The organism is Synechocystis sp. LKSZ1 (assembly GCF_040436315.1).
Taxonomy (GTDB): Bacteria; Cyanobacteriota; Cyanobacteriia; order Cyanobacteriales; family Microcystaceae; genus Synechocystis.
In genome coordinates this window covers 1,501,570-1,525,035 of record NZ_AP031572.1, presented here as the reverse complement: position 1 = coordinate 1,525,035, position 23,466 = coordinate 1,501,570, and the positions used below count along the sequence as shown (strand labels likewise).

The window sequence follows — 23,466 nt, the reverse complement described above, 5'->3', positions numbered from 1 at the left end:
AATTTACCTCCATTGATTATCCTGGAAGAATAGACTAGAAGAAGGAATAAAAAATAAATCAAATTGCCATAATGCCTTATCTTGATTACGAAATAATGGGTCACAAATATCAATACAACGAAAACCTTCCTGTTCCAAATATTGGCACATCTGCGGAAATCTTAAGCTCTGGGGATTAATATCAAAGTTATAAGTTTCAACAATAATAAGATTCGTATTTGATAAAGTTTTAACTGCACCTTCAAAAATAGGAACTTCAAAACCGTGGGTATCCAGTTTAAGTAGGTAGGGGGGGGGGAGTTTGTATTTTTCAACAATGCTATCAATAGTAACAACAGGAATTTTTAAGTTAGTTTCCTCTGATTGAGTGTGGGATGCAAGACCACCAAAAGGATCGCTATCATTAAAATAAATTTCACCGACAATATCTCCTGCGGCAGCTAATGTATAATCATAGTTTTTCCATTGTGTTTTGAGATTTTCTAAGGATTGAGCATGCCAAGGATTAGCTTCAATTAGGTGATAAAAGGCTGTCGGAAAATATTTTCGAGCTGTAGCTGACCAGCAACCATTGGATGCACCAACATCGATTATAGTATTAATTATGGTTTGCCTAGTAACACAACGACTTAGTGAACTCGTCAACGATGTTTCTGAATCATAAAGTTTGGTTTTCTTTAATATTTTGAGAATGGCTTTTGAAAGTAAGTTTTTCATGTTTTTATTATGATATAAATCTTTTCTTGTAACAAGAATTAATCGAAATCAGGTAAGATTTTAAATCTTATTTTTCTATTTATCAAATATTTTATCCATTGTTTAATTGACCAATCATCAAAGAATTTAGCAAAGCCGATATTATTTACTGGAATATTTAATTCTTTCATTTTTTTCAAGTTTTTAATTAAGCTTTGACAGTAACTTTCATAAAATATAATAGCATTGCTGATTATTGTGTAGTTATAGAATAACAAAATGGTTCTAGAATTGATTATTCTCAAGCTATGAAAGTGATAAAATACCGGAAATAGCTGAAAGCCTAAGTGTTTTTGAAAATAAGTAACATTCCACGGAGCAAGAGTGTTCTCTTTTTGTTGTAAGATCCAAATATTTTTAGAAAAAATGATAGGCCAAATATCTAAATATTTTTGATCACCAAATTTTCCATCCATTAAATAGTCAGAACACCACATTAAGCACTTGTTTTTCCACCATTGAATAATTTTATTACCGTCAGTGTTGTTTTTGATGGTTAAAAACTGAACACAAAATTTGCCATACAATAATGTTTGATCATATTCTGGCGCATAACCGTGTTCTGTGATTAAAACATCTCTGCCACTTTCTTCAAATTCCTTAATTAGAATTTGTGGATTCCTAAAAAAGTAGAGATCAGCGTCAAGGTAGGTTACCCTTTCTACGTCAGGCTGTTTTTGAAAAACGGCTGTAAAAGTAAAGGGTGTCAGCGTCCAACAATATTCCCCTTGACTCCTTTCTGGCTTAACAGCTAATAATTCTGGGGTTTCTATTTCTTGCAATGGGATTGAAGTTACTTGAGGTAAATCTAAAATTTTAAGCTGTTTTTCTACTAATTCATCCATGCAAATAATCCATAAATGAAAGGGTTGAGCGTGGGTCATCAGGGATTGATGAAGACTCATTCCCATCGGCAGAAACTTATGATCAAATAACGTACAAAAATGTTCTGTTTTGCATTGGTTAGTATTCATTGATAACCTCAATAACCCGAAGAATTTGTGGATCAGTCATTTGCGGATGACAAGGTAATGATAAACATTGATCTGCATGGATTTCAGCATATTTTAGACCTTGGGGGTCAGTTCTAATTCCTAAACAAGGTTCTTGGTGGTGAATAGGAATGGGATAATGAGATAGATTATTAATCTCACTTTTGTTTAAGTGTTCCATTAGTCGTTCTCTTTGGTCGGTCTTGATAACAAAAAGATGATAGACATGGTTTTCTTGGTCTTGGGGAGGATCTAAAAGTGTAATTTTGGGATTAGTAATTTTTGTAAGATAACAATTGGCAATATATTTTCTTTGTTGTGTAAACTCGGCTAACCATTTGAGACGAACAGATAGCAAAGCAGCTTGGAGTTCATCAAGGCGACTATTTAAGCCAATTTCTGGATGGTGATACCTTTGGGTCTGACCATAATTACGCAAAATAATGGCTTGTTGGGCGATCGCCAGATCATTGGTCACTAAGGCCCCGGCATCTCCAATAGCCCCTAGATTTTTGGTGGGATAGAAGCTATAAGCCCCCCAGATACCAAAACTACCTCCAGCTTGACCTTGCCAGGTGGCTAAATGGCATTGGGCGCAATCCTCTAATAGAGTTAGGTTGTAATGTTGATAGAGATCCTGCCACCGATCCATTTGGCGAATTTGTCCATAGAGATGCACTAATAAAATAGCTTTAGTTTTGGGACTGATACACCGTTCAACGCTATCTGGATCTAACAAACCTGTCTGGGGATCGATATCTGCTAATACGGGCACGGCTCCTGCTCGAATGATGGCTAAAACTGTGGCAAAGGCCGTCATGGGAGTGGTGATGATTTCATCATCCGGTTGGAGGTTTAGGCTCAATAGCCCAATTTCTAACGCTTCCATTCCATTGGCTACACCAACCGCATGGTTAACCAAACAGTTTTCAGCCCATAATTTCTCAAAATTTTTAACTTCTGGCCCCAAAACATACCAGCCGGAACGAAGTACTTTTTCAACTGCTGATATTTGTTCTTGTAACAGTTCTTCGGGTTCGCCCGCAAAGTCGTTCATTTTGATCATGCTTCTACCTCCCAATAATGATGATAATGTTGGCGATAATACTGAATAGTTTGTTCCAGTCCTGTTTGTAAATTCACTTTTGGCTCCCAGCCTAGGGATTGATGAATTTTTTGATAATCGCTGTAGTAATCACCAATATCAATTTTTTTTCGTTCCGGGGGAAAGGGAATTAATTCATAGGAGCCGTCCTGGAATATTTCGACCATTAAAGCGGCTAAGTCCTTCAGATTTACATATTCAGAGCTACCTAGATTAAAAATTTCCCCATCAGCTTTAGGATGAATGGCGGCCCATAGAAGGGCTTCGACTACATCGTCAACATAGTTAAAATCCCTGAGTTGGGTTCCATCACCAAAAACTTGAATGGGCTGTCCTTCAATTAGTTTACGAATCCAAATGCCGAGAAAGGTTTGTCGGGCGTCCTTGACCCGCATTCCTGGCCCGTAGGTGTTGGTTAAGCGTAATGCACAGGAGCGGATGTTATAAATGTCATCATAAAGCAAGTGATACCACTCACCCGCAAGTTTGTTAATACCGTTAACGTCAACGGGATGAATGGGATGATTTTCGTCAACGGGCAAATACTGGGGTTTGCCATAGAGTTGTCGGGTGCTGGCAAATACGAGGGTAATGTCTGGGTTATGTTTGCGACAGGCTTCCAGAATTGACAGTTGGGCAGAGGCGTTAATGTTCAAGTCGGTTTGGGGATCGACCATGGAGTCAAGGTGGCTGGTTTGTCCTGCGAGGTTGAATAGAAAGTCTTGCCCTTGGACTAGGTAGGCGATCGCGTAGGGATCTCGAACATCTGTAATATTTAGGGTAACTTGATCTTGAATGTCATGAATATTGAACAAATTGCCGCCATATTGGGGAATGAGACTATCAACGAGAGTAACTTTGGCGTTAAGATTGACGAGTTTTCTCGCCAGAGAAGAACCAATAAAACCAACTCCACCTGTGATGAGAGTTTTTTTATGGGAAAACTGTGTGAATTCACTCATTATTTTTCTCCTTTTTAGCAAGAATAATGCTGTCCAAATATAGGTCGTTGTTTTTAGGAAGAATTTTTGATAATAGTTCACCCAATACATTAAACCAAGACATTAAAAATATGGTGCTCATTAGGTTAAAATATTGGTTTGATGTTACTGTTTTTTTGTATAAATAAGCATTGATTAGTTGAAAAATCACTCTAACATCATTCATGCTTTTTCGATATTCTATAATCTTAAATCCATACTTATTAAGTAAATATTTTAATCCAAAAGATGAATAACGGGCATAGTCATAGGGTTGTTCATGTTCATCCCAGACGAACGGGACAGTAATCAATAAAGTTCCTTGGTTTTTCAGCACTCGATTAATTTCAGATAAAAAGGTGTCAGGATTAAAAATATGTTCTAAAACTTCATTGCTAATAACAGAATCAAATTCTTCATCATTGAAAGGAAATTTATCACCCTGATAAAAATAGTCCGCTTTTTTATTTTTTCTGTTGTTTTCTGAGTCTATTTCTAGCCCAATATATTCTGATGCATCGAAAAGTTTTTGATAGGGTTTGCTTCCACAACCAACGTCGAGGGTTTTTCCTGTGACCAATGGGCTAAAGTCTTGAATATTCTCAAGGAGTCCCTTTCTAGCGAAGTAAAAGGGGTTAATCAATAACCCAAACAAGCTAGGATAAAATTGCTCTTTTTCAAATAATTGTTTTAATTTAGTTTTCATCCTTTTTTTTTGAAAATAAAGCCTTTAAATTTCGACAAAATATTAACTTTATCGGTTCCCTGGAATTCAAAAATCAATTCATATTTTTCCTGGAAATGCTTCAAGAACTTAGATTCACCAAAAAACCAAGAAGGATAACTAGCATTATATATTTCTGGAGAAACTTTTTGAATAGCTAGTCTATCATCATAGTCTTCAATCAAAGCAAGTCTATCAATCAAAACATAAGAAAAATTGTATTTATTGATTATGTTTTCAATAAATTCATGGGGTTTCTCTAAATACTGAATTACGCTAGACAATAAAATAACATCTGGTTGTTCACATTCTAAACAAGCATCTATATTTTCATAAAATTTTAGTTGATTATCTTGAAAATATTTCTGTCCATATTTAACAAAGTTGGGCTGTTCGACGATGCTCCACCGTAGTTTTTTAACACCTGCTAAAAAGTCTCGACACTGAAAGTAAGAACTGCCTAAAGAGCCACCAAAGTCAAGCACACTTAATTTTGCCTCATTTTCCAATGCCACTCTTAATAGAGTGGCTAAAACTGGAAAAGAATATTGAATTGTATCAAATAAAACAGAATCACGCTCATAAATGGCTTTTCCTTCTTTGACTTGTAATAATGAGTTCTTTACTTTTTCTAAAATCACATCTGAGCTATAACCATCGGAATCTTTTAATGCCGCTTGCCAAGAAGAATAATTTCCAAAAAATCCATACTCTTCAGGTGAATTTAGCTTTTTTAATGCTTTCCAGATAAATGGAGGCATTAGCTCCTTAGCTAAAAATTTTGCCTTTGAAAGAAAACGTGATTGCTGGGAATTCATTTGCTGTTAGAACAATAATTCTATCTTGTGAACATTTTCCTTTATAAAGATTTTCTAATTATTTCATCTAATTGAATAGCTCTTTGGGAAAAAGTATGATCTTTTAGTGTTCGCTTTTGTCCCGCCTCAGCTATAGCTTGACGAGCATCATCATTTTCTAGTAACCATTTTACTTTCTCAATACATTCTTCAACATTACGATAAGTTACAACTTCTCGATCTGACTCGAATAGTTCAGTAAGATTATCTTTCCAGTCAGTGATTAAACAAGTTCCAACACCTGTCGCTTCAAACAAGCGCATATTGGAAGCGGATTGTAATGAAATATTAATATGATTGTTAAAGGCTAGCTTAGATTTGGCAAGCTGTTGATACATTTCCAATCCATACACAGGATTGTGAGATCTTAATACAATTGACCTACTTATGAAATCTTTATTGCTTGGACGATCACTCAATTTAATGAAATTTTTAAGCTTAGGTAATTTAAGTATAATTTTAGATAGAAATGGATTTTTTTTACAAGGTTGAATACAATCATGCACAAATTGCTTAATTGGTAGCAATTTCTGGTTGAGTAATGATGATGAAGAAACATCAGACCAAATTTCTAGATTAGTTTGATTGACTAGCTTCTCTAAAAAAACTTCACGTTCAATATGATAATTCGACGCTTTGACGATGGATCCAATAAACGAAAAATCAATATCCTGTGCAACTAGCTTGTTGATTTTATCCAAGATCCTCGGCTCAAAGGCATGATTAACATGATAAGATTTATGTCCGAGTTTTTGAAATTCTGTTACCAATTCTGGAATGTTCGACAAGATGATATCATAACTATTAAAGACAGAATAATTATGAATAGGAGAACCGCACCAACCTAAAATGAGCCTAATTGATGGGCATTGCTCTCGGACATGATTAATGAACTTTGGAGTAAAGGTTGAATGATCATCAACAAATAATATTTCAGGTGCGACTGATTGTATTTGCCTTAGTGTAATTTCTTCCAGCCAATTAACCGAATTTATGGCAATCTGGTTTTCTCTTGCCCAGGCAAATTGCATATATTTTGCGTTAGATATAATTTCTGTAACATCATATCCATGATGTTCTAAGGCTTTTGACCAAAAATCTGCCCACCCAAAACAATCATCTGTTATTTTTTGATACTGTATCGAAAAAAGCTTATTTTTAAGTTCTGATTTTTTTGTATAGAACTGGCTTAAATAATTAGGATAATTCGTGGTGATTCGGAGAAGGCGCATAAGCGATATTTTTGTGATGGATAGATTTATATTTAAGCATCAAATATCCAAGCTGAAGTTTTACTTAAAGATGATAGATAAGGGCAAAAACCTGGAAAATCAACAGAAACAATATTTTTAGGTACTATTTTATTTATATAAATTAAATAATAGTCTCTATCAGAATTGTCTAGCATAATTATACCACCGCTTTTGACTTTCTTATAAGCATGCTTAAAACAAGAAGGTCTAGCTCTTCCGTCAATCAAAACTAAATCAAAATATTGATCAGGATAATTGTCAATACTCATTGCATAGTTTTTAAATGTTCTTTCTTTAAAATTTTCATCTTCTGAAGTATAAGAATCAGGATCAGATGCATTAATGTCAACATTCTTAACACTTGTTTCTGCTTCTATTAAATATCCCTTCCAATTACTATATCCTTTTTTTTTGATGTTTTCTTCAACTAAATTAAACCATTTTTTATCATGTTCTACTGAAATAATTTCTTTAACCCGTTTTGCAAAAAATAATGTTGACCCCCCCATTCCATATTCATAAACTCTCATATCCTTGTTCAGATTTTTTTCGAGAAAATCAATCGCAAGAAAAGTAATCCAAGGCTGTTCATCTTTTAATGGATTAGATTTGCCATTTAAGTTTGTTCTCCATTTGGGAAAAAGCTTAACTAAATCCCAAAAATTAAAATAATCAGGATAATCATTTTTTAGCTTAATTGATTCTTTGATATACGTTTTTATTCCCCAAAAAAACATAATAAATTTATGTATTAATAAATAATGGAACTGTAAAGTGATAATCTAGTAGAAAGTTTCCTTGACCAGTTGGCGGTAACTTACCACTTCGATAAAAATCATCTGATTCTACATCAAAGAATCCAGCATTTTGGATCCAGTCAGCAACAACACCATTAAGAGTAGAATAAATCGTAAGACCGTATCTCCCTTGAGTTAGAGGTAGTCGTTTTATATCAATCTCTATGTTATTAGTCTTTGCAGGCAAACATAAGAAATCTTCATTTGTAACTTCACTACTAATTAAAGTAATTCTATCACCGAGATAACTATCAATTCCAATAGCTATATGTAGATTTTTTAAATCTTGCTTAAGATTATTTTTGAAATACAAAATAAAACGGACATTTTGACCACTATAAAGTGTATGTATTTCTTCTCTATTTTCATTTTTAAAGCTTATGGCTGTAAATTTTATATCACCTGTTCCTTTTCTATCTTTTCTATCTTCTAATAAATTAGATGGCTCATTTCGACATTTCTCTGTATACTTTTTAATAGCAATTTCTGCTTTGTCTTGTATCAAAATTTCACCATGATTAAGTAAAATTCCTTGTTGGCATAAGTTACGAATTGCCGCCATATTATGACTAACAAATAAAACTGTCCTTCCCTCCTTAGTTGCCACATCCCCCATCTTCCCCAAACACTTCTTCTGAAACGCCGCATCCCCCACCGCCAACACCTCATCCACAATCAAAATTTCCGGCTCCAAATGCGCCGCCACCGCAAACGCCAACCGCACATACATGCCCGAAGAATAACGCTTAACCGGCGTATCCAGGAATTTCTCTACTTCCGCAAAATCCACAATTTCATCAAACTTGCGCTTGATTTCCGCCCGACTCATCCCCAGGATGGCCCCATTCAGGTAAATATTCTCTCGGCCTGTAAGTTCAGGGTGAAAGCCAGTTCCCACTTCTAATAAACTCGCTACTCGACCATTCAGTTCAATGCGGCCCGTTGTCGGTTCCGTAATCCGGCTGAGGATTTTTAACAATGTCGATTTCCCAGCCCCATTGCGGCCAATGATGCCAACACATTCCCCCCGCTTCACCTCAAAGGACACATCTTTCAAGGCCCAGAACTCCTCCTGGGTTTCCCGCAGGCCCCGACTACGCCCCGTAAACCGCCGCACCAAAGACTTGGCCCCGTCAGTCAAAACATCCCGCAAGGCCACGTAGTTCGACTGGCCCTGGGCTTGGTGGCCGATAATGTACTTTTTACCTAAATTTTCTACCCGGATCATTACATCCGACATCAACAGACTCGCTCAAAACCAATACTCAATAGCTTACCCAACCAGGCCTTAACAGTGATCATCCTTCACAAACCGTTACCCTAACTCTACCAAATAATTTTTCAACTTAGGAAATCATTCACTCAGGGAAATAACGCGATTCAACACCTCATCAATGCCATAGGGACAGGTGTCTGGAAGCTCTAAACCCGTTTCCTTAAATCCATCGGCTCGGGCAGTAGGATAAATTTTTGACAGAGACTCATTGATCAAATAGCGATTTAAGCTGGGACTATCCTTTAAATAAAGATTAATATTGGCCCTTTCTCGCTCTATTGTTCCCTGCCAACTACGAGAGCGTCGCTTGGGCTGATAATCCCACTTCAGCAAATGATGGACAATCAACCGCAGGCTACTCAAAAGGCGATCACGTTCTCGCTTTGACAAATCCCGCACCTCTTCCACTAAATTTTCAATATCAAGCTCTTTAAAATTGCCTGATTCGAGTAAGTCGGCCATGGTTTCTGCCCATTGGCTGTAGTCTTGTTCGTACAATTGATTCATTTTGATGTTGCTCATGAATGTTTTTGATTGAATCCTAGCACAATTTACTTGGGAGGTTAGTGCCGACCAAATCTCCGGCTCTAAATGTGCCACCACTGTAAATGCAAACTTTCTATTGAAGCGGTTGTTTGAGGCATTTTATCTGGTGATTGAAAGGCTCATTCTCTCGCTGAGGGACAGTATTTAAAACCCTATCTTTTTATTCCGCCTGACTCTTTTCAAACGTCCTTTAAGTGTTGTCAGTCAATTAGACGTTCACTTCAGGCTCCAGTAAGCTCAGAATCGATTGGGGCTTGAGTTTCTCCTTAAACCAAACCAGACGGGCTGGTGTATTTTGGAAGTTAACTCCCGCTTTTTCTAGGTTTAGCCGTTCTGAAATAGCCAAAATCAGATTATCAATGCTGGCCCGCTGGACTTGGGCAAACTTTTTTTTGAGGTATTCGGGCCGCCAATAGCCGACAATTTCCAGCAGATAGACTCGGCCATCGGGATGAACCAAGCGAAAATCAGGAATCATTACACTCCCCGGTAAGGGAATCAACTCCACCTCCCGCTCCAGTTGCCAAGCACTGTCTAGTTTCTGCCAACCCTGAGCAAAGGCGGCCTCTAACATACTGTCGTAGGCCTGACCGGCGGGATAGTGGCTCACGAGGCCGCACTCATGATCCAATTCAAACTGGCCTAGTTTGCGTTGACCAGAGTAGGCGTCTTTGTCCTCTAGTTGGGCCTGGAGATGCCAACGACGGACGTGGAGCAGGGCCGGGATCAATTTGGCCAGGGCCAGACCATAGCGGGTATTGGCCTTAAATAGACTCGTTGGGCCATCGATGGTAATAGTAAAACCCAGATCCGCATCCCCTTCGATATAGGCCATGAGTTGAAATAGTTTGAGATAGCGAAAGAGAAGCTTGTACTCACCGGGGTCATTACGATAGGCCTGGAGAACAACATGGTGGGCCCGGTAGAAAATGCCCTGGACTTGGGACAAATTGTAGCGATGCAGAAGGGTTTCCGGGGTAGGGGCCTCAAATTCCGTCAAAATTCGGTTTTCGGGTAGATCGGCGTAGAGGCCCTGCTCAATTTCTTGGGTAAGTACCTCCCGTCCTAATTCCTGGCCCAACTGCAGGGCTAAGGTGTCGAGATAACGCTGGCGCTGTTCAGCGGTGAGGGGCGGCGGTTGGGCCCCCTGGAAGACGCGCCGACGTAGGGCCATGGGGTCGAGGGGACTGCGGATATCAAAGTTAGCAAAATGATTTTTGAGCAGATGGGCCAAGCCACGGGTCAGACGGTATTGGGGACTATCGCCTTCGAGGTCGGCAAGGGTACGGTCTAGGTCTCCCTGGGTTTTACCCAGATGGTGTTGAAACGTCTCAATTTGCCCTTGGGCTAAGGCCAACAGGCTATGATTAAGGGGTAGGCGTTTCGGAATGATTGTGTCTCCATGGCGCCGGGATATGAGCAGTGCAGACGGTAACATGACGAGGAAGCTATGACCCGATCTCCCAGTTTAACGGTTTTCAAAACCCTAGAATGTCGGCCCGACAGCTATCAGGGTTGGTATCAGCAAGGGAATGCCCTCGGGCAACAGGGTCGTTTTTTCGAGGCTTTAACCAGCTACGACCGGGCCTTGGAATACTATCCCCGCGACTACTGGGCCTGGTACAAGCGCGGCAATACCCTAGAGCAATTGGGACGCTACGAAGAGGCCGTGACCAGCTATTACAACGCCAGCCAACTCCAACCCAATAATTACTGGGCCTGGTACGATCAGGGTTGTCTTTACCTCCAGGAACTACAGGACTATCCCCAGGCCATCTATTGTTTTGAGCAAGCGCTCCAGGCCTGCCCGATGGACTACTGGGCCTACTACCGTCTAGCCGAAGCCCATCGCCATGCTGGCCAGTATTCCCAGGCCCTAGTGGCCCTAGACCAAGCCTTGAAGATTCGTCCCCGTGACTTCTGGTGTTGGTATCGCCAGGGAGATTGTTGTCGGGCCTTGGGACGCTACGCCGATGCCTTGCGCGACTACCAACAGGCCGCTCAGCTTAAACCCCACGACTATTGGGCCTGGTTCCAACAGGGCCAGATTTTAGCCCTAATCCAACGCTGGCCCGCCGCGATTACTTGCTATCAACAGGCCCTAGCCGCCGAAGATTACCATCCTGATGCTTGGTACCAGTTAGCCCAAGCCCATCTTCATCTAGGACAATTGGACTTAGCTCTGGATTGCCTAGAAACCTTGCTGGCTCTAGACTCTAACTTTATTGGCCTCCAGCATCCTGATGCTATGTTTGCGCCGTTGCAGACCCTGCCTCGTTACCAGGCCCTGCTCCAATCCTTGGCGTAGGTTATGGGCCAGGCTTATTTTGCCACCGTGGCCCGGGGCCTAGAACCGCTGGCCGTCCAGGAATTAACGGAACTCGGCGCAGTGGATGTTTCTCCTGCCTTTACTGGTGTTCATTTCCAGGGCGACCGGGCTCTGTTGTATCGGGTTAACCTCTGGTCACGGTTAATTTTTCGTGTTTTAGTCCCCATTGCTGAGGTCAAGGCGTTTAATGCGGATGTGTTGTACAAAAGCGTCAAAAAGTTGGATTGGTCGGCCTACCTCCAGCCGGAACAAACCTTGGCCGTTCGTTGCACGGGTAGTAATCCCCAGTTGAACCACAGCCACTTTACGGCCCTGCAGATTAAAAACGCGATTGTTGACCAACAGCGAGAACGTTACGGCCAGCGCTCCAGTATTGAACTAGAACAACCCCAGATCGTGGTGAATGCCCACATTGACCACAATCGCTGTCATCTCAGTTTAGATAGCTCTGGGGTCAGTCTCCATCGTCGGGGCTATCGGCCGGCCCTCGGCTTGGCCCCTCTCAAGGAAACCTTGGCCGCCGCCATTTTAAGGCTGATGGCATGGCAACCCCAGCAACCCCTCTACGACCCCCTGTGTGGTTCGGGAACCCTGCTCCTTGAAGCCGGTTTACAAAGTTTGCGACGGGCTCCTGGTGGCTTTCAACCCCAATTTTGTTTTCAGCACTGGCCTGATTTTGATGCCACGCTCTGGCAGGCCCTCTGTCAGGAGGCCCAGGCAGGAGAACTAGAGCACTTACCGGCGCCGATTTGGGGGAGTGACCAGGACTCAGCAGTGATTGAACAGGCCCAAGCCAATGCCGAGCGTTGTGGCCTCGGCCCCCACCTCAAGCTGTGGCAACAGGATTTTCGTCAGGTAGAGGCCCCCGCTGGCCAGGGAATATTATTCTGCAATCCTCCCTACGGCAAGCGGATTGGCAATACCGAGGCCCTGGGGGATTTCTATCAATTACTAGGAGATACCCTCAAACAACGCTTTAAGGGTTGGACAGCTTTTATTTTGAGTGGCAATGCGGCCCTGACTAAGCGCATTGGCCTAAGAACGGCCCGTCGTTTTCCCTTGCTGAATGGGGCAATTCCCTGCACCCTTCTCAAATACGAACTTTACTGAGGAGATACTGGGACGCAATGGGGCAGGGTCAGGCCAGAGAAGGGTTGACACCATCAATTTCAACCCATTTGTAGCGAGTGGTATGGCCGCCCAAAATTTTGACGGCAGATTTTGGAACGCCAAATTCCTTGGCCAAGAGTTGAATCAGTTCCTGGTTGGCCCTGCCATCAATGGGGGGAGATTTGAGATAAACCGTTATACTGTCGTCTTCCCCATGGATAACTTTGGCTTGTTTGGCCTGGGGCTTAACTTTGACTTGTTTTTTGAGCATAACTGTTGGGTGGAAAAAGCTTACGTCGGGAAGTCCCGTAGAAAGCGAAGGGGAAAATGCTAGAGTATCTGAGGATGTTAATAATTGTGACGTAAAACGCTGAGGCTCACGGGCTGGGTTTGGCGTTAAAAAAGGCCGGTGACGCCAGGTTTTTTCGGCAAGCAGTATCGTAGGAACGACGCATGGGAATGATTCGACTAATGCACGCTAAATTGCATCGGGTGCAGGTGACAGCGGCCAACGTGAACTATGTCGGCAGTATTACTATTGACCCTGATTTGTTAGCAACTGTCGGTATTCTACCGTTAGAAGAAGTCGAAATTGTCAACCTCAATAATGGCCAGCGCTTTTCTACCTATGCGATTCCTGGCCAGAGCGGTAGTCGTGAAGTCTGTCCCAATGGCGGCGCGGCTCTCCTCTGTCAACCGGGGGATCTCTTGATTATTTACGCCTATGAACAGCGGGAACGGCAGGAGGTTCTGCAATCGGGCCACGAAGCCAAGGTTTTAGTAGCCAGCCCCGATAATGGCATTGAGGCCTTTTATCACCAGCGCTTGATTCCCCAGGGCCAAGGGGTGGCCTTTTGCAACATCCCAGAAGATCTTCCCGCAGAACTCGCCAGTTCCTCAGCCGTCATTCTCCCCTGAGTTGGCTGGAATCAGCTCGGGAGATGGGATCGATTCTAGGGCCTGGCAATGCTGAAGGAGCGTCCGGTATTGTTGGCGATGGTCTGGGTCGAGGAAGTCGCTCTGGAGAGGCAACCATTCTAGCCAGTACTGATGACGATGGTGTTGGAGACAATCTTCAAACCGTGGCATTGGTTCAGGAGTATGCATTCGGTCGTGATCCTTCACCATTTCCCTTAACACACAGCTATCCTGTAGGGCCCCTAGAATTTCTTGGAGGGCCTTGATTTTGTCCAAAAGGTCTTGATAATCGGCCCTGTAAAAGGGCGTAAAGAGTTCCATTTGATAGCGCGTTCTTTTGGCTGTTTTGCGGAGGTCATGGAGCAAGGTTTCTTGCTCCGGGGCCAGGGTTTCTAGACTGGGGGGGATAGCACCGGACAGCGACCGGCCCACAAGCCAACCGGGATGCAGGAGTAATTGACTAAATTGGGGCAAGAGCAAGTCGGGTAATACTGTTGTAATGGGCAGATCGGCAATGGCGGTCAGTTGAGGCGCCGCTAACCATTGTTGGAGCTTATCCTTCAGAGCAAAATAGTTGGCGTGGGTCAGGGTTTTTCGCGTCCGCTGGACGGCTCGTTGTCGTTGCTGTTGGAGATGGGCTAGAACGCTCTGGACGTATTCTTGTTCTTTTTCTGGTAATTGGGATTGGTAGTCTTGGGTCAGGCTCGCCTGGAGAACGTCATTGTCTCGCAACTGGCCCAGAATGCGGGCAATGGCACCAATTTTTTTTTCATTGACCCCCTTCGGTAGAACAACCGCCCGGCTAAAACCTACCATGGCTGTGCGTAGCCGCCGCATCCCGACTCGCATTTGGTGGAGTTCTTCGGGATCGCGGTCGAGGAGAACTTTTTTCTCGTGTTTAAGAATCTTTTTGTAGTGGCGTTCTAGGGCCCTGATCGCCCAATCCCCAAAGCTTGTAGCTGGCACGTCTGTTTTCACCCTGACCTCCTGCTCCTGAGTTGGCGGAGCCTGACACCGGCTATTTCCATCCTAGGCGATAGAATTAAAGGCTAGGTAAAAAAAGCTAAAGGCCCTGTGACGCATTCTTCCTCTGCTTTGATGAATCCCCTGAGTATCGCGCCGATGATGGATTATACCGACCGGCATTTTCGCTACTTTCTGCGTCAGATTAGTCGTCGGGTTTTGCTTTACACGGAAATGATCACGACGGCGGCCATTCTCCACGGCAATCGTTCTAAGCTTCTAGACTTTTCCCCCCTAGAACATCCCCTGGCCCTGCAATTGGGGGGCGACGATCCCCAACAATTAGCGGACTGTGCCTTGATTGGCCAAGACTGGGGTTACGACGAAATTAACTTAAATGTCGGCTGTCCCAGTGACCGAGTTCAAAATGGTCATTTCGGGGCTTGTCTAATGGCCAAACCGGAGCAGGTGGCCCGTTGCGTTGCAGCGATGCAGAAACGGGTGCAAATTCCGGTAACGGTAAAACATCGCATTGGCATTGACCACCAAGATAGTTACTCGGATCTGGCCAACTTTGTGCGGATTGTAGCCGATGGGGGTTGTCAACGTTTTACGGTTCATGCCCGCAAGGCCTGGCTCCAGGGCCTGAGTCCCAAGGAAAACCGAACGATTCCGCCTCTGCGTTACGACGATGTTTACCAGCTCAAGCGGAATTTTCCCCCGCTAGGGATTGAAATCAATGGCGGCATTACCAACTTGGCCCAAGCCCGAGACCACTTGGCCCATGTCGATGCGGTGATGATCGGCCGGGCCGCCTACGACCAGCCCTATCTGTTAGCGACTGTAGACCGGGATTTTTACGGAGAATCAACCCCCATTCCCCGTCGTCAGGAGATTATCGAAGGCATGCTTCCCTACGTGGAAGAATGGACGCAGAAGGGCTGGAAACTCCACAGCATCAGTCGCCATTTGCTCAATCTTTTTGTGGGCCAGGCGGGCACTAAGGCCTGGAAACGCCATATCAGTGAAAATGCCCACCGACCGGAAGCCGGCCCCCAAACCCTCCGCGAGGCCCTGGCCGGTATGGGAAATGCGGGAGTTCACCGCCAATAGTAGGCCAGCACCAGGAAAACGAGACTAAGACCGTAGGCGGGCCAAGCAGCATAACTATGGACTGTGGGCTTTTCCTTCGCCGTCACACGATACAGGGTTAAGTAGGGAACCAGGCCCCGTTGTACTTGGCCCGTGACTGTACAGGTATGCTCTAAAAAGGGTTCTAAAACCTTGACGGGAGAACGAAAGGGAAATTGCCAATGCAACCAGTAGGGATAACGCACAGGGATAACCGCCGTCCGGTCATGGAAATAGAGTTTGGGCCATTTTCCTGGCACAGACTGACGAAGACGGAGCTTGCCCTGCCACTGGATGTTTGTTCCCTGAACGGGACTGAGGGCCGGTTCACTCAGGAGGGTTAAAATATCCTTTGCCGATAGCGATAAACTCAGAAAACGTCGTAGCAGGCTTTGGCTCAGTAGGCCCAGTCCTAGCCCCAGCAGTAGGCCCTGGTTCCAGGCCATCGTTGCTTTGACACCAGAAAGCAGGGCTAGACCGCTCCCCAGGACGGCCCCGAGGATCGGCAGATTTGCAATAAAGATTTCCCCAGTCAAGCGTTGATAGCGCTGGGGGGGCTTCAGCTCAGACGGGAGATAGTAGGCGGAGGCCAGATGGTATTCGGTGTTTAAGCCCAATTGCTCGGCATAGTGGGTAAGGAGCAGAACTCGCTTGCCTAGAAGAGGATGGGAACTGCGCCAGGCAAGTAGGGAATGCCAGGGATTCGACCAATCCCAGGCCAGAAGCCGATAAATGGTTTGGGGGACAAAGCGATTGGCCCGTTCACAAGTCCCCGTGGTCAAGGGATCATAGATGCCGAAGTTACGCAGGGCCTCCAGAAAAAGGGCCGGTTTCTCCGCTTGACGCTCTTGCTTGACAATCGCCTTGGAGAGCTTGACCAGAGCCCGAACCAGGGCATTGGGATTGCCAGTATGTTCAACGGCAAAATGGTCAGCATAGTATTCCCGCGACCGGGAAAAATAGAGATTACAAGCTTGATTGATCTGAAACAGACCATAACAGAGGCTAGTGGGGATCAACAATAGCCAAGCCCCTGGCCCTGGAACTTTTTGAATCACCTGGTATAGCAGGCCATAGCCGCTGTAAAAGACCTGGCCCCAGGCACTGACGAAGGTCATCAGCATACTATCGGCTGACAGGATATGGCCCAGTTCGTGGGCGTAGAGCAGGGCAATTTCTTCATTGTCCAGGTAACGAAACACCCCTTTGCTAACAATGAGACGACTCTGTTGACGGAAAATTCCATAGGAAAAAATCATCGGTCGGCGGTCGTCAATAAACCCCAAGCGCGGTAGTTTGATATTGCGGCGGCGGCAAATCCGTAGGAGGAGTTCTCCCGCTTCGGGGCTATACTTTTGCACTTCCCCGAGATTAATCCACTGGGTTTGGTAAAAGTGTCGTTGTTGCCAATCCATTAAAATATTGCTGAAGAGCAACGCCGAGCCATTCAGCAGGAAGGTTACTCCCAGCCCAAGGTAGAGTAAGGGTAAAAACGCTTTCTGACCCAAAATCCAGCCGATCCCCATCGTTAGTAAGGCCCCCAGCAATAGGGGGGTCAGGATGGCCATCAACAACACAAAGAAATAGCTATCGGCGACGCGGGGTAAGCTGACGTGCACCCGATTTTTGTCGGCCCGCTGGGCCTTAAATTCCGTAGTCGGCATCGCATCTAGGTCTGCCGGTGCTTCTCCTTGATCCAAAAGGGCCAACAAGGACCAGGCCCATTGATTCACTTCCCGGTCGGGATGGTTAATCAGGGTTTGACAAAGCTCTATAGCCGCTTGGGTATCTCCCAGGCCCCGGTAGGCTCTGGCTAAGGCCATCTGGGCCTTAACAAAGTAAGGGTCTTGGGCATCTACAATTTGATGACAACAAGTGGTTAAGTCAGCAATAGCCTGGCGATAGTCCTGGCGCTGTAAAGCGGCTAGGCCACGGTCAAGGAGAGGGAGGATATCAGCGGGGTTTGACATAGCAGGAGACAGCCTGGGGTCAGCAACCAAGACGATACTAATTATCGTTGTTTGTCGGGGAAAGTCGCAAATACTCTCCCAATTTGAGATACCCCAGTTCTCCTTGTTTCCCTTGTTGCCTAGGCCCCAGATTGGGTTGAAGGCTCTGGAGTGCTCCTAGGCCTGGAGTTGAAAATCCCCTTGTCCCGGAATCACCTGGCCAATGTCGTAGGCCGCTAAATCATAGCTTCGGAAAAAATCTAGGGTCGTCAGGGCCTGGTCTGGACTGACTAAAACCACAAAACCCACACCCAGATTAAACGTTTCTAGCATGGCCGCTTCCGGAACTTGACCTGCGTTTTCGAGCCAGCGAAAGATGGGCAAAACCTCCCAACTGCCTGATTTCACTTGAATCGCTTGGCCCGGCCCCAGACAACGAGGCAGATTTTCCGGTAGGCCTCCTCCGGTAATATGGGCCATGCCATGAACCCCAATACCCGAGTTAAGCAGGGCCAAAATAGGCTTTACATAGAGCCGAGTCGGCGTTAAAAAAATTTCTCCCAGGCTTTGGCCCCCTAGTTCAGCCGGATAATCCCGCCAACTCAGACCCTGGCTCTCTACAATGCGACGGACAAGACTATAGCCATTGCTATGTACCCCACTACTGGCGACCGCAATGGCCCGGTCTCCGAGTTCCACCTGAGAACCATCGAGAATTTTACTTTTTTCCACAATGCCGACACAGAAGCCGGCAACGTCATACTCTCCCTGGCCGTAAAAACCCGGCATTTCCGCCGTTTCTCCCCCCAGCAAAGCACAGCCACTCTGCCGACAGCCCTCAACAATGCCTTGCACAACCGCCGCCAATTGCTCTGGTTCTAGTTTGCCCGTGGCTAAGTAGTCTAAAAAAAAGAGCGGCTCTGCACCACTGGTTAAAATATCGTTGACACACATGGCTACCAGGTCGATGCCAATGCTATCGTGCTGATCCAGGGCCTGGGCAATTTTCAGTTTTGTGCCAACTCCATCGGTACCCGACACCAGCACGGGTTCTTGATAGCCGCTCGGCAGTTGAAACAGGCCGCCAAAGCCCCCTAAGCCACCGAGGACACCGGGCCGAAACGTACTTTCCACGCCCTGGCGAATGCGCTCGACAAAATTGCGACCAGCGGTAACATCAACCCCCGCTTCCCGGTAATCCATAGACTATGATCCTGAGCAATAACTTTTTTCCATGCTAAGGGCTAGGGGGAATTGCGCTCAAGCTTTTCTTTTACTTCAGACCACTGGGGCCGTTGTCAGAGCCAACCAGAGAAGCACGACAATCGCTAGAACAACCAGTTTCACCAGCAGGTAGGTGAGGGAATCAGGGTAGAGATAGGTACTCAACATGGGAACCTCCAGAAATCACCCTACTTGAATAGGGTGGATCATTCCTACTTTCATCCTCGCGCATCCCCTGGAGGAACGGCCCTTTAGTTGCGGAAACTTAACGGCGAGACAAGCTACGGGGCCTGCCAAATCCGTCCGTGGTAGTCTGCTAGGTTGGCGTAGGGGTCGGGGGCAGAATGGTCATGATCATGATTATGGTCGTGGTGATGATGGCTATGATCATGCCCGTGGTGGTGATGATCGTGCCCATGGGAATGGCCCTGGGCCTTAAAGGCCAAGCGAAACTTACAGGCCTCGCAATTCATGGCCACCTGGCCCAATTGGGTTTCGATTTCTCGTTCGCGGACAAGGGCTAATAGGGGAGCCTGTACTCCCATTTCGGGCAAGCAAACCATGTCAATCTCGGGGAATTCCGCCTGCTGTTGGGCCGTGATCTGAAAAATCTTTTTGACTAGGGCCCCGGTGAAGAGAAAATAGGGCAGAACAATAATTCGTTTAGGCTGATACAGACGGGCGCGACGAAACCCTTCCTCTAGCCGGGGATGGGTAATACCAATAAAACAGGTTTCCACCGTTTGGTAGCCGCTTCCTTCCCAGAGCATCCGGGCCATTTTATAAACATCGCCATTGGCATCGGGGTCACTAGAACCACGGCCCACAAATAAAAGCACCGTTTCAGCACGGGAAATTTGTCTAGGATTAGCTGCTGGGCTATCCAATGCAGCCAAGCGGTCATGCCAGAGTTCAAGAATGGAAGGGGTGATGCCAAAATGGCGGCCATAGGAAAACGTGATCTGGGGATAGCGTTCTCGACTGCGGTCTAACTCATTGGTGACATCGAATTTATTGTGGCGGGCGGCAAATAAAAGAATGGGGAGGGCAGAGATTTCCGTAAAGCCCTGGGCCACACAAGCCTCCACGCCTTTTTGGATCGAAGGCTCGGTTAACTCCAAGAAACAGGGAATGACGGGCCGACTGGTATCTAACTGTTGATAGGCCTGAGCAAAATCGAGAAAGGTTTGGCGACCATCCTGATCACGAGTACCATGGCCAATCATCAGCAGGGGGCGAGAATAAGGCAGGGGCGGCAGTTGTAGCGTCGCCGTGGTGGCAGGATTGGCCTGAGAAGTAGAAATAACCATTCGGGTTCAAGCATTGGAGGTTTTAGCAGAGAGCTTCATTATGGCAGGCAGTACAGGATTGCGTCTATGCACCACCGAGGCATTGCCGTTGCTGAGTTGGAGGAGAACCCCCACGCTCTATAATGGGCTTTTTAAGTCGCCGCCCTCCCCGACATGAAGTTATCGGTCATCATTCCCGTTTATAACGAAATTCATACCCTGCCTTTGCTGTTGGCCAAGGTGGCCCTGGTACTGCCCCAAGTGGAAAAGGAAATTGTGATGGTCGATGACGGCTCCACCGATGGCACGCGGGAGTGGTTGGTGGAAACCTTTGGGGAAGCAGATGGCCAGGCCAAACCCATGGGCCTCGACTTTCTGCCCGATGAGCTGGCCCCTGAAATGTTCGCGTCGGCCCTTCTATCGGTCAAGCTGATTTTCCACCGTCGTAATCAAGGCAAAGGGGCCGCTCTGCGCACGGCGTTTGAAGCGGCCTCTGGGGAGGTGCTGATTATCCAAGATGCTGACCTGGAGTATGATCCCCAGGACTGGCAACCCATGTGGCGCTTAATTACCGAGGGTTGGGCCGATGTGGTCTTTGGTTCGCGTTTTTACGGCAATCCCCACCGAGTACTTTACTTCCACCACTACTTAGGCAATAAAATCATCACCAGTTTGATCGATCTGATTTGTAATATCAACCTGAGTGATATTGAAGTCTGCTATAAGATGTTTCGCCGTGAAGTCCTAGAAGACTTGGCCCTGACCTGTAATGACTTTGGCTTTGAGGTGGAATTCACCATGAAGGTAACCCGTTCTCGTCATCGCTGGCGCATCTATGAGGTGGGCGTAGCCTACTATGGCCGCACCTACGCCGAGGGGAAAAAAATTAACTGGCGTGATGGGGTTAAGGCCCTGGGCTACATTGCTAAGTTCTGGTTAACGTCGGCCTGATGATTCTGCCACAAAACAAAATCCCCCAATTTTGGGGGATCATAAATAAAGGTAGGGTCGCTTCAGGGCCTAGGCTGCTGTTAAGCCGTAGGAAGACATCCGCATAATATCCCGGGTACTGAAGCCGATATTGCTCAGAGCCTCACCATAGCTGATCATAAAATCTTCCACTAGGGCCTCTTTTTCCATGCCGAGGGTTTTGGCATCGTCCTGAACTTGGTTGAGCATCCGCCAGACAATGGGCAAATTCTCTTTGTTGGCCGCTTCTAGCTCTGCTTTCGCGCTTTCAAAATTGGCCCGGAGCCATTCCTCCCCAAAGTTGAGGTGGGTATATTCATCCTTGACAACGCCTTCCGTAATTTTACGGGCAAAGTCATCAGCTACGGGAATGTAGATATTGTAAGCAGCAATGGCAAAGGCTTCGATAATTAGGGCCTGGATCAACAGACAGGTGACGATTCTACCTTCAGCAAAGGCCGTTTGGAAATTACGGTGCAGGGCCGCAAAAAATTCCTCAGCATAGGCCATGTCGGGGGTTACATCTAAGTTTTTGCCACAGGCTTGGAAGCCAGCCCGGTGACGGTTTTCCATTTTGGCGAGACGAACCAATTCATCCTTACTTTCAGGGAGGAGTTCTGCCATTTGGAGATAATTGCTATAGGCCTCTTGTTCTCCTTCGATGACAATGGCATTGATGCGGCTATAGGCATCTTTGTAGGTCGCGCTGGTGTAGTCAAATTCTGGGCGTACAGCAAGCTCTGGCATAGGGACTTCTTTCTCCTAAATTCTTATGGGATGTTGCAATGGCTCATGCTACGCCGTGGCCATTTATTTTAAAATTTCAGGTTCTACTCTATTCTAATTCCTCTGGATTAGTCAAAACCTAAGGGCTCCCTTGGTAACACCTCAACTTCTTCTATTGAGATGATAGGGCCAGACCAGGACTGGGGATTTTTCCAGGGATCAAGAAGGGATCTCGTGGTCACTCTGAGGGGCTGACGGCCTTATTTTAAAGGCACTGCCCATGATAATCAGACCGGGCCAGTAAAGATAAGCCAGGATTTCCAAATTCTCCCCAAAAGTATACAGAAATAAGGTGAATAGAATGCCTAGACCGGCTCGGGCGGTTTGACTGCGTTGGGCCTTAAAGACCAAAACAATAAAGCTCAAGACCATCGGAATTGCCAAGGAATAAAATCCTACCAGGCCTTTAACGAAGAGGAGACCATACCAAGTGTGATGGGAACCAATGGGCATAAATTCCGCGACGTGGGGCCCGGCTTCCACTACCCCATGGCCCCAGATCGGTGCTTCCGTTTCCCAACGATGGCCGGCAATTTCCTTGAGGATGGAACGGACTTTACTGGAGGCGGCTCGGGCTTCAGTGAATTTGGTCATCACCGTATCGATGGTGGTCACAATATTGGGTGCAAAGATTCCTGATAGGGTACTACCCAGGCCTAACAGGATCAAAATGGCAGGACGGCCCAGACGAGCGAGAAGAGCGGTAAAAACAGGGGTGAATAGCAGGGAGACTAAGGCTAGCCGAGACTTACAGATATAACCCATGTAAATCGAGCCAATGATGCCAAACCAGCGCCATTTTCTATCTTCTTCCTTCAGGGCTAGGATGAAGTAGGTACTGGCCACAAAGCCCAGGGCTGGCCCCCAGGGGGTAAAAAGGCGCTGACGGATCTGGCCATCAAAATCGACTTCGTAAAAGGAGACATCAAAGAATTGATCACTTGGCCCGCCCACTGCCCGCAGAGGGGAAACATAGAGAACTTCAGGAAAGTGGAGAATAGGGGCGAGAATGAGGATGGGAGAGAGGAGCAAAGTGTGCAGGCAAATAATGCAGGTGGCCCGATAGATAATTTGGGGTCTAATATTTAAAACGCCAACCAGGGGATAGAGGGCCAGGGCGGCCCAACCCTTGGCCCAACCGATGGAGGATTTAATAATTTCCCCAGTGGAAAGGTCAAAGTCCAGAGAACCAACAATTAGAGCGACTTCCATGCCGATCATGCCGAGAATCCAGACCCAGACAAGAAAGGGAATACGAATTTTTTCTGTCTCTGGGGTGTCTTCCGTTTGGATCCAGAGTTTCAGCAGGAGATAAAAGGTCAGAATCCAACTCAGCAGGGAGCCCACAATATAGGTCGCCCCAATCACATAAAAGCCGTAAGTCCAGATCATGCTGTACCAGACCAGGCGTTCGGGAAAGTTTTCTGGTTGAATGGCTTGCTTGGGAATAACTTCTTTGGAAATGAATACCTTACCTGTTGGGATAGACTCGTTCGCCGTCATCGTTGCCAC

Annotated in this window: 23 protein-coding genes; 5 read left to right on the top strand and 18 right to left on the bottom strand. The window is 45.8% G+C overall.

The features are described from left to right. Window positions 1-3: 3 nt before the first annotated feature. The 11 genes from ABXS88_RS07245 to ABXS88_RS07195 form a co-directional block, all read right to left on the bottom strand. The gene (locus tag ABXS88_RS07245) at window positions 4-717 is read right to left on the bottom strand and encodes an FkbM family methyltransferase (protein ID WP_353674511.1); all 714 of its coding nucleotides are present in this window, start codon (window positions 715-717) and stop codon (window positions 4-6) included. A 38-nt stretch (window positions 718-755) separates the two neighbouring features. Continuing rightward, a complete protein-coding gene (locus ABXS88_RS07240) occupies window positions 756-1,730 on the bottom strand; it encodes a hypothetical protein (RefSeq protein ID WP_353674510.1) in 975 nt (324 codons plus the stop codon). Further along, entirely contained in the window at window positions 1,720-2,814 is a 1,095-nt protein-coding gene (locus ABXS88_RS07235) for a DegT/DnrJ/EryC1/StrS family aminotransferase (protein WP_353674509.1), read from the bottom strand. The genes ABXS88_RS07240 and ABXS88_RS07235 overlap by 11 nt, the downstream gene beginning before the upstream one ends. After that, on the bottom strand, window positions 2,811-3,815 hold the full coding sequence (locus ABXS88_RS07230; RefSeq protein ID WP_353674508.1) for an NAD-dependent epimerase/dehydratase family protein: 1,005 nt from the start codon (window positions 3,813-3,815) through the stop codon (window positions 2,811-2,813). Before ABXS88_RS07230 ends, ABXS88_RS07235 begins: the two co-directional genes overlap by 4 nt. Then, window positions 3,808-4,539, bottom strand: a complete 732-nt coding sequence (locus tag ABXS88_RS07225; RefSeq protein WP_353674507.1) for a class I SAM-dependent methyltransferase — start codon at window positions 4,537-4,539, stop codon at window positions 3,808-3,810. Before ABXS88_RS07225 ends, ABXS88_RS07230 begins: the two co-directional genes overlap by 8 nt. Then, on the bottom strand, window positions 4,536-5,375 hold the full coding sequence (locus ABXS88_RS07220) for a methyltransferase, TIGR04325 family (RefSeq protein WP_353674506.1): 840 nt from the start codon (window positions 5,373-5,375) through the stop codon (window positions 4,536-4,538). The genes ABXS88_RS07225 and ABXS88_RS07220 overlap by 4 nt, the downstream gene beginning before the upstream one ends. 41 nt (window positions 5,376-5,416) lie before the next feature. Further along, entirely contained in the window at window positions 5,417-6,646 is a 1,230-nt protein-coding gene (locus tag ABXS88_RS07215; RefSeq protein WP_353674505.1) for a glycosyltransferase, read from the bottom strand. Between the two features lie 32 nt (window positions 6,647-6,678). After that, complete coding sequence (locus ABXS88_RS07210; RefSeq protein ID WP_353674504.1) at window positions 6,679-7,404, bottom strand: hypothetical protein; 726 nt, start codon at window positions 7,402-7,404, stop codon at window positions 6,679-6,681. A gap of 7 nt (window positions 7,405-7,411) precedes the next feature. Next, window positions 7,412-8,704 (bottom strand): ABC transporter ATP-binding protein, encoded by a 1,293-nt coding sequence (locus ABXS88_RS07205; RefSeq protein WP_353674503.1) that lies wholly within the window; start codon window positions 8,702-8,704, stop codon window positions 7,412-7,414. A 114-nt stretch (window positions 8,705-8,818) separates the two neighbouring features. Continuing rightward, on the bottom strand, window positions 8,819-9,247 hold the full coding sequence (locus tag ABXS88_RS07200) for a DUF29 domain-containing protein (RefSeq protein WP_353674502.1): 429 nt from the start codon (window positions 9,245-9,247) through the stop codon (window positions 8,819-8,821). A gap of 247 nt (window positions 9,248-9,494) precedes the next feature. Beyond that, window positions 9,495-10,724: a DUF790 family protein gene (locus ABXS88_RS07195; protein WP_353674501.1), complete on the bottom strand. Its 1,230-nt coding sequence runs from the start codon at window positions 10,722-10,724 to the stop codon at window positions 9,495-9,497. Between the two features lie 12 nt (window positions 10,725-10,736). Here ABXS88_RS07195 and ABXS88_RS07190 point away from each other — a divergent pair, with 12 nt between their 5' ends. Beyond that, window positions 10,737-11,594 carry a tetratricopeptide repeat protein gene (locus ABXS88_RS07190; protein ID WP_353674500.1) on the top strand — a complete coding sequence of 286 codons (858 nt, stop codon included), beginning with the start codon at window positions 10,737-10,739 and terminating at the stop codon, window positions 11,592-11,594. A gap of 3 nt (window positions 11,595-11,597) precedes the next feature. Continuing rightward, window positions 11,598-12,725, top strand: coding sequence for a THUMP domain-containing protein (locus tag ABXS88_RS07185; RefSeq protein ID WP_353674499.1), 1,128 nt, complete (start codon window positions 11,598-11,600; stop codon window positions 12,723-12,725). Between the two features lie 28 nt (window positions 12,726-12,753). On the opposite strand, the gene ABXS88_RS07180 is transcribed toward ABXS88_RS07185, so the two are convergent. Continuing rightward, window positions 12,754-12,996 (bottom strand): DUF167 domain-containing protein, encoded by a 243-nt coding sequence (locus tag ABXS88_RS07180; RefSeq protein ID WP_353674498.1) that lies wholly within the window; start codon window positions 12,994-12,996, stop codon window positions 12,754-12,756. Between the two features lie 182 nt (window positions 12,997-13,178). Between ABXS88_RS07180 and panD the strand changes: the two genes are divergently transcribed. Beyond that, window positions 13,179-13,643, top strand: a complete 465-nt coding sequence (panD, locus tag ABXS88_RS07175; RefSeq protein ID WP_353674497.1) for an aspartate 1-decarboxylase — start codon at window positions 13,179-13,181, stop codon at window positions 13,641-13,643. Here panD and ABXS88_RS07170 read toward each other — a convergent pair. After that, on the bottom strand, window positions 13,623-14,621 hold the full coding sequence (locus tag ABXS88_RS07170) for a CHAD domain-containing protein (RefSeq protein WP_353674496.1): 999 nt from the start codon (window positions 14,619-14,621) through the stop codon (window positions 13,623-13,625). The genes panD and ABXS88_RS07170 overlap by 21 nt on opposite strands. A gap of 96 nt (window positions 14,622-14,717) precedes the next feature. Between ABXS88_RS07170 and dusA the strand changes: the two genes are divergently transcribed. Then, window positions 14,718-15,719, top strand: coding sequence for a tRNA dihydrouridine(20/20a) synthase DusA (gene dusA / locus ABXS88_RS07165; RefSeq protein ID WP_353674495.1), 1,002 nt, complete (start codon window positions 14,718-14,720; stop codon window positions 15,717-15,719). Here dusA and ABXS88_RS07160 read toward each other — a convergent pair. The 3 genes from ABXS88_RS07160 to ABXS88_RS07150 form a co-directional block, all read right to left on the bottom strand. Next, window positions 15,707-17,707, bottom strand: a complete 2,001-nt coding sequence (locus ABXS88_RS07160; protein WP_353674494.1) for a M48 family metalloprotease — start codon at window positions 17,705-17,707, stop codon at window positions 15,707-15,709. The genes dusA and ABXS88_RS07160 overlap by 13 nt on opposite strands. A 156-nt stretch (window positions 17,708-17,863) precedes the next feature. Continuing rightward, window positions 17,864-18,889: a phosphoribosylformylglycinamidine cyclo-ligase gene (gene purM / locus ABXS88_RS07155; RefSeq protein ID WP_353674493.1), complete on the bottom strand. Its 1,026-nt coding sequence runs from the start codon at window positions 18,887-18,889 to the stop codon at window positions 17,864-17,866. Window positions 18,890-19,191: 302 nt separating this feature from the next. Then, entirely contained in the window at window positions 19,192-20,220 is a 1,029-nt protein-coding gene (locus ABXS88_RS07150; RefSeq protein ID WP_353674492.1) for a sirohydrochlorin chelatase, read from the bottom strand. A 153-nt stretch (window positions 20,221-20,373) separates the two neighbouring features. Here ABXS88_RS07150 and ABXS88_RS07145 point away from each other — a divergent pair, with 153 nt between their 5' ends. Beyond that, window positions 20,374-21,150: a glycosyltransferase family 2 protein gene (locus tag ABXS88_RS07145; RefSeq protein WP_353674491.1), complete on the top strand. Its 777-nt coding sequence runs from the start codon at window positions 20,374-20,376 to the stop codon at window positions 21,148-21,150. Between the two features lie 69 nt (window positions 21,151-21,219). On the opposite strand, the gene ABXS88_RS07140 is transcribed toward ABXS88_RS07145, so the two are convergent. Further along, window positions 21,220-21,915 carry an aldehyde oxygenase (deformylating) gene (locus tag ABXS88_RS07140; protein ID WP_353674490.1) on the bottom strand — a complete coding sequence of 232 codons (696 nt, stop codon included), beginning with the start codon at window positions 21,913-21,915 and terminating at the stop codon, window positions 21,220-21,222. A 198-nt stretch (window positions 21,916-22,113) separates the two neighbouring features. Beyond that, window positions 22,114-23,457 (bottom strand): O-antigen ligase domain-containing protein, encoded by a 1,344-nt coding sequence (locus tag ABXS88_RS07135; RefSeq protein ID WP_353674489.1) that lies wholly within the window; start codon window positions 23,455-23,457, stop codon window positions 22,114-22,116. Window positions 23,458-23,466 lie beyond the last annotated feature (9 nt).

Bases quoted from the DNA above. Each gene is read 5' to 3' on its own strand.
- ABXS88_RS07245 (WP_353674511.1), bottom strand. From the start codon at position 717: ATGAAAAACTTACTTTCAAAAGCCATTCTCAAAATATTAAAGAAAACC.
- ABXS88_RS07240 (WP_353674510.1), bottom strand. From the start codon at position 1,730: ATGAATACTAACCAATGCAAAACAGAACATTTTTGTACGTTATTTGAT.
- ABXS88_RS07235 (WP_353674509.1), bottom strand. From the start codon at position 2,814: ATGATCAAAATGAACGACTTTGCGGGCGAACCCGAAGAACTGTTACAA.
- ABXS88_RS07230 (WP_353674508.1), bottom strand. From the start codon at position 3,815: ATGAGTGAATTCACACAGTTTTCCCATAAAAAAACTCTCATCACAGGT.
- ABXS88_RS07225 (WP_353674507.1), bottom strand. From the start codon at position 4,539: ATGAAAACTAAATTAAAACAATTATTTGAAAAAGAGCAATTTTATCCT.
- ABXS88_RS07220 (WP_353674506.1), bottom strand. From the start codon at position 5,375: ATGAATTCCCAGCAATCACGTTTTCTTTCAAAGGCAAAATTTTTAGCT.
- ABXS88_RS07215 (WP_353674505.1), bottom strand. From the start codon at position 6,646: ATGCGCCTTCTCCGAATCACCACGAATTATCCTAATTATTTAAGCCAG.
- ABXS88_RS07210 (WP_353674504.1), bottom strand. From the start codon at position 7,404: ATGTTTTTTTGGGGAATAAAAACGTATATCAAAGAATCAATTAAGCTA.
- ABXS88_RS07205 (WP_353674503.1), bottom strand. From the start codon at position 8,704: ATGTCGGATGTAATGATCCGGGTAGAAAATTTAGGTAAAAAGTACATT.
- ABXS88_RS07200 (WP_353674502.1), bottom strand. From the start codon at position 9,247: ATGAATCAATTGTACGAACAAGACTACAGCCAATGGGCAGAAACCATG.
- ABXS88_RS07195 (WP_353674501.1), bottom strand. From the start codon at position 10,724: ATGTTACCGTCTGCACTGCTCATATCCCGGCGCCATGGAGACACAATC.
- ABXS88_RS07190 (WP_353674500.1), top strand. From the start codon at position 10,737: ATGACCCGATCTCCCAGTTTAACGGTTTTCAAAACCCTAGAATGTCGG.
- ABXS88_RS07185 (WP_353674499.1), top strand. From the start codon at position 11,598: ATGGGCCAGGCTTATTTTGCCACCGTGGCCCGGGGCCTAGAACCGCTG.
- ABXS88_RS07180 (WP_353674498.1), bottom strand. From the start codon at position 12,996: ATGCTCAAAAAACAAGTCAAAGTTAAGCCCCAGGCCAAACAAGCCAAA.
- panD (WP_353674497.1), top strand. From the start codon at position 13,179: ATGGGAATGATTCGACTAATGCACGCTAAATTGCATCGGGTGCAGGTG.
- ABXS88_RS07160 (WP_353674494.1), bottom strand. From the start codon at position 17,707: ATGTCAAACCCCGCTGATATCCTCCCTCTCCTTGACCGTGGCCTAGCC.
- purM (WP_353674493.1), bottom strand. From the start codon at position 18,889: ATGGATTACCGGGAAGCGGGGGTTGATGTTACCGCTGGTCGCAATTTT.
- ABXS88_RS07150 (WP_353674492.1), bottom strand. From the start codon at position 20,220: ATGGTTATTTCTACTTCTCAGGCCAATCCTGCCACCACGGCGACGCTA.
- ABXS88_RS07145 (WP_353674491.1), top strand. From the start codon at position 20,374: ATGAAGTTATCGGTCATCATTCCCGTTTATAACGAAATTCATACCCTG.
- ABXS88_RS07140 (WP_353674490.1), bottom strand. From the start codon at position 21,915: ATGCCAGAGCTTGCTGTACGCCCAGAATTTGACTACACCAGCGCGACC.
- ABXS88_RS07135 (WP_353674489.1), bottom strand. From the start codon at position 23,457: ATGACGGCGAACGAGTCTATCCCAACAGGTAAGGTATTCATTTCCAAA.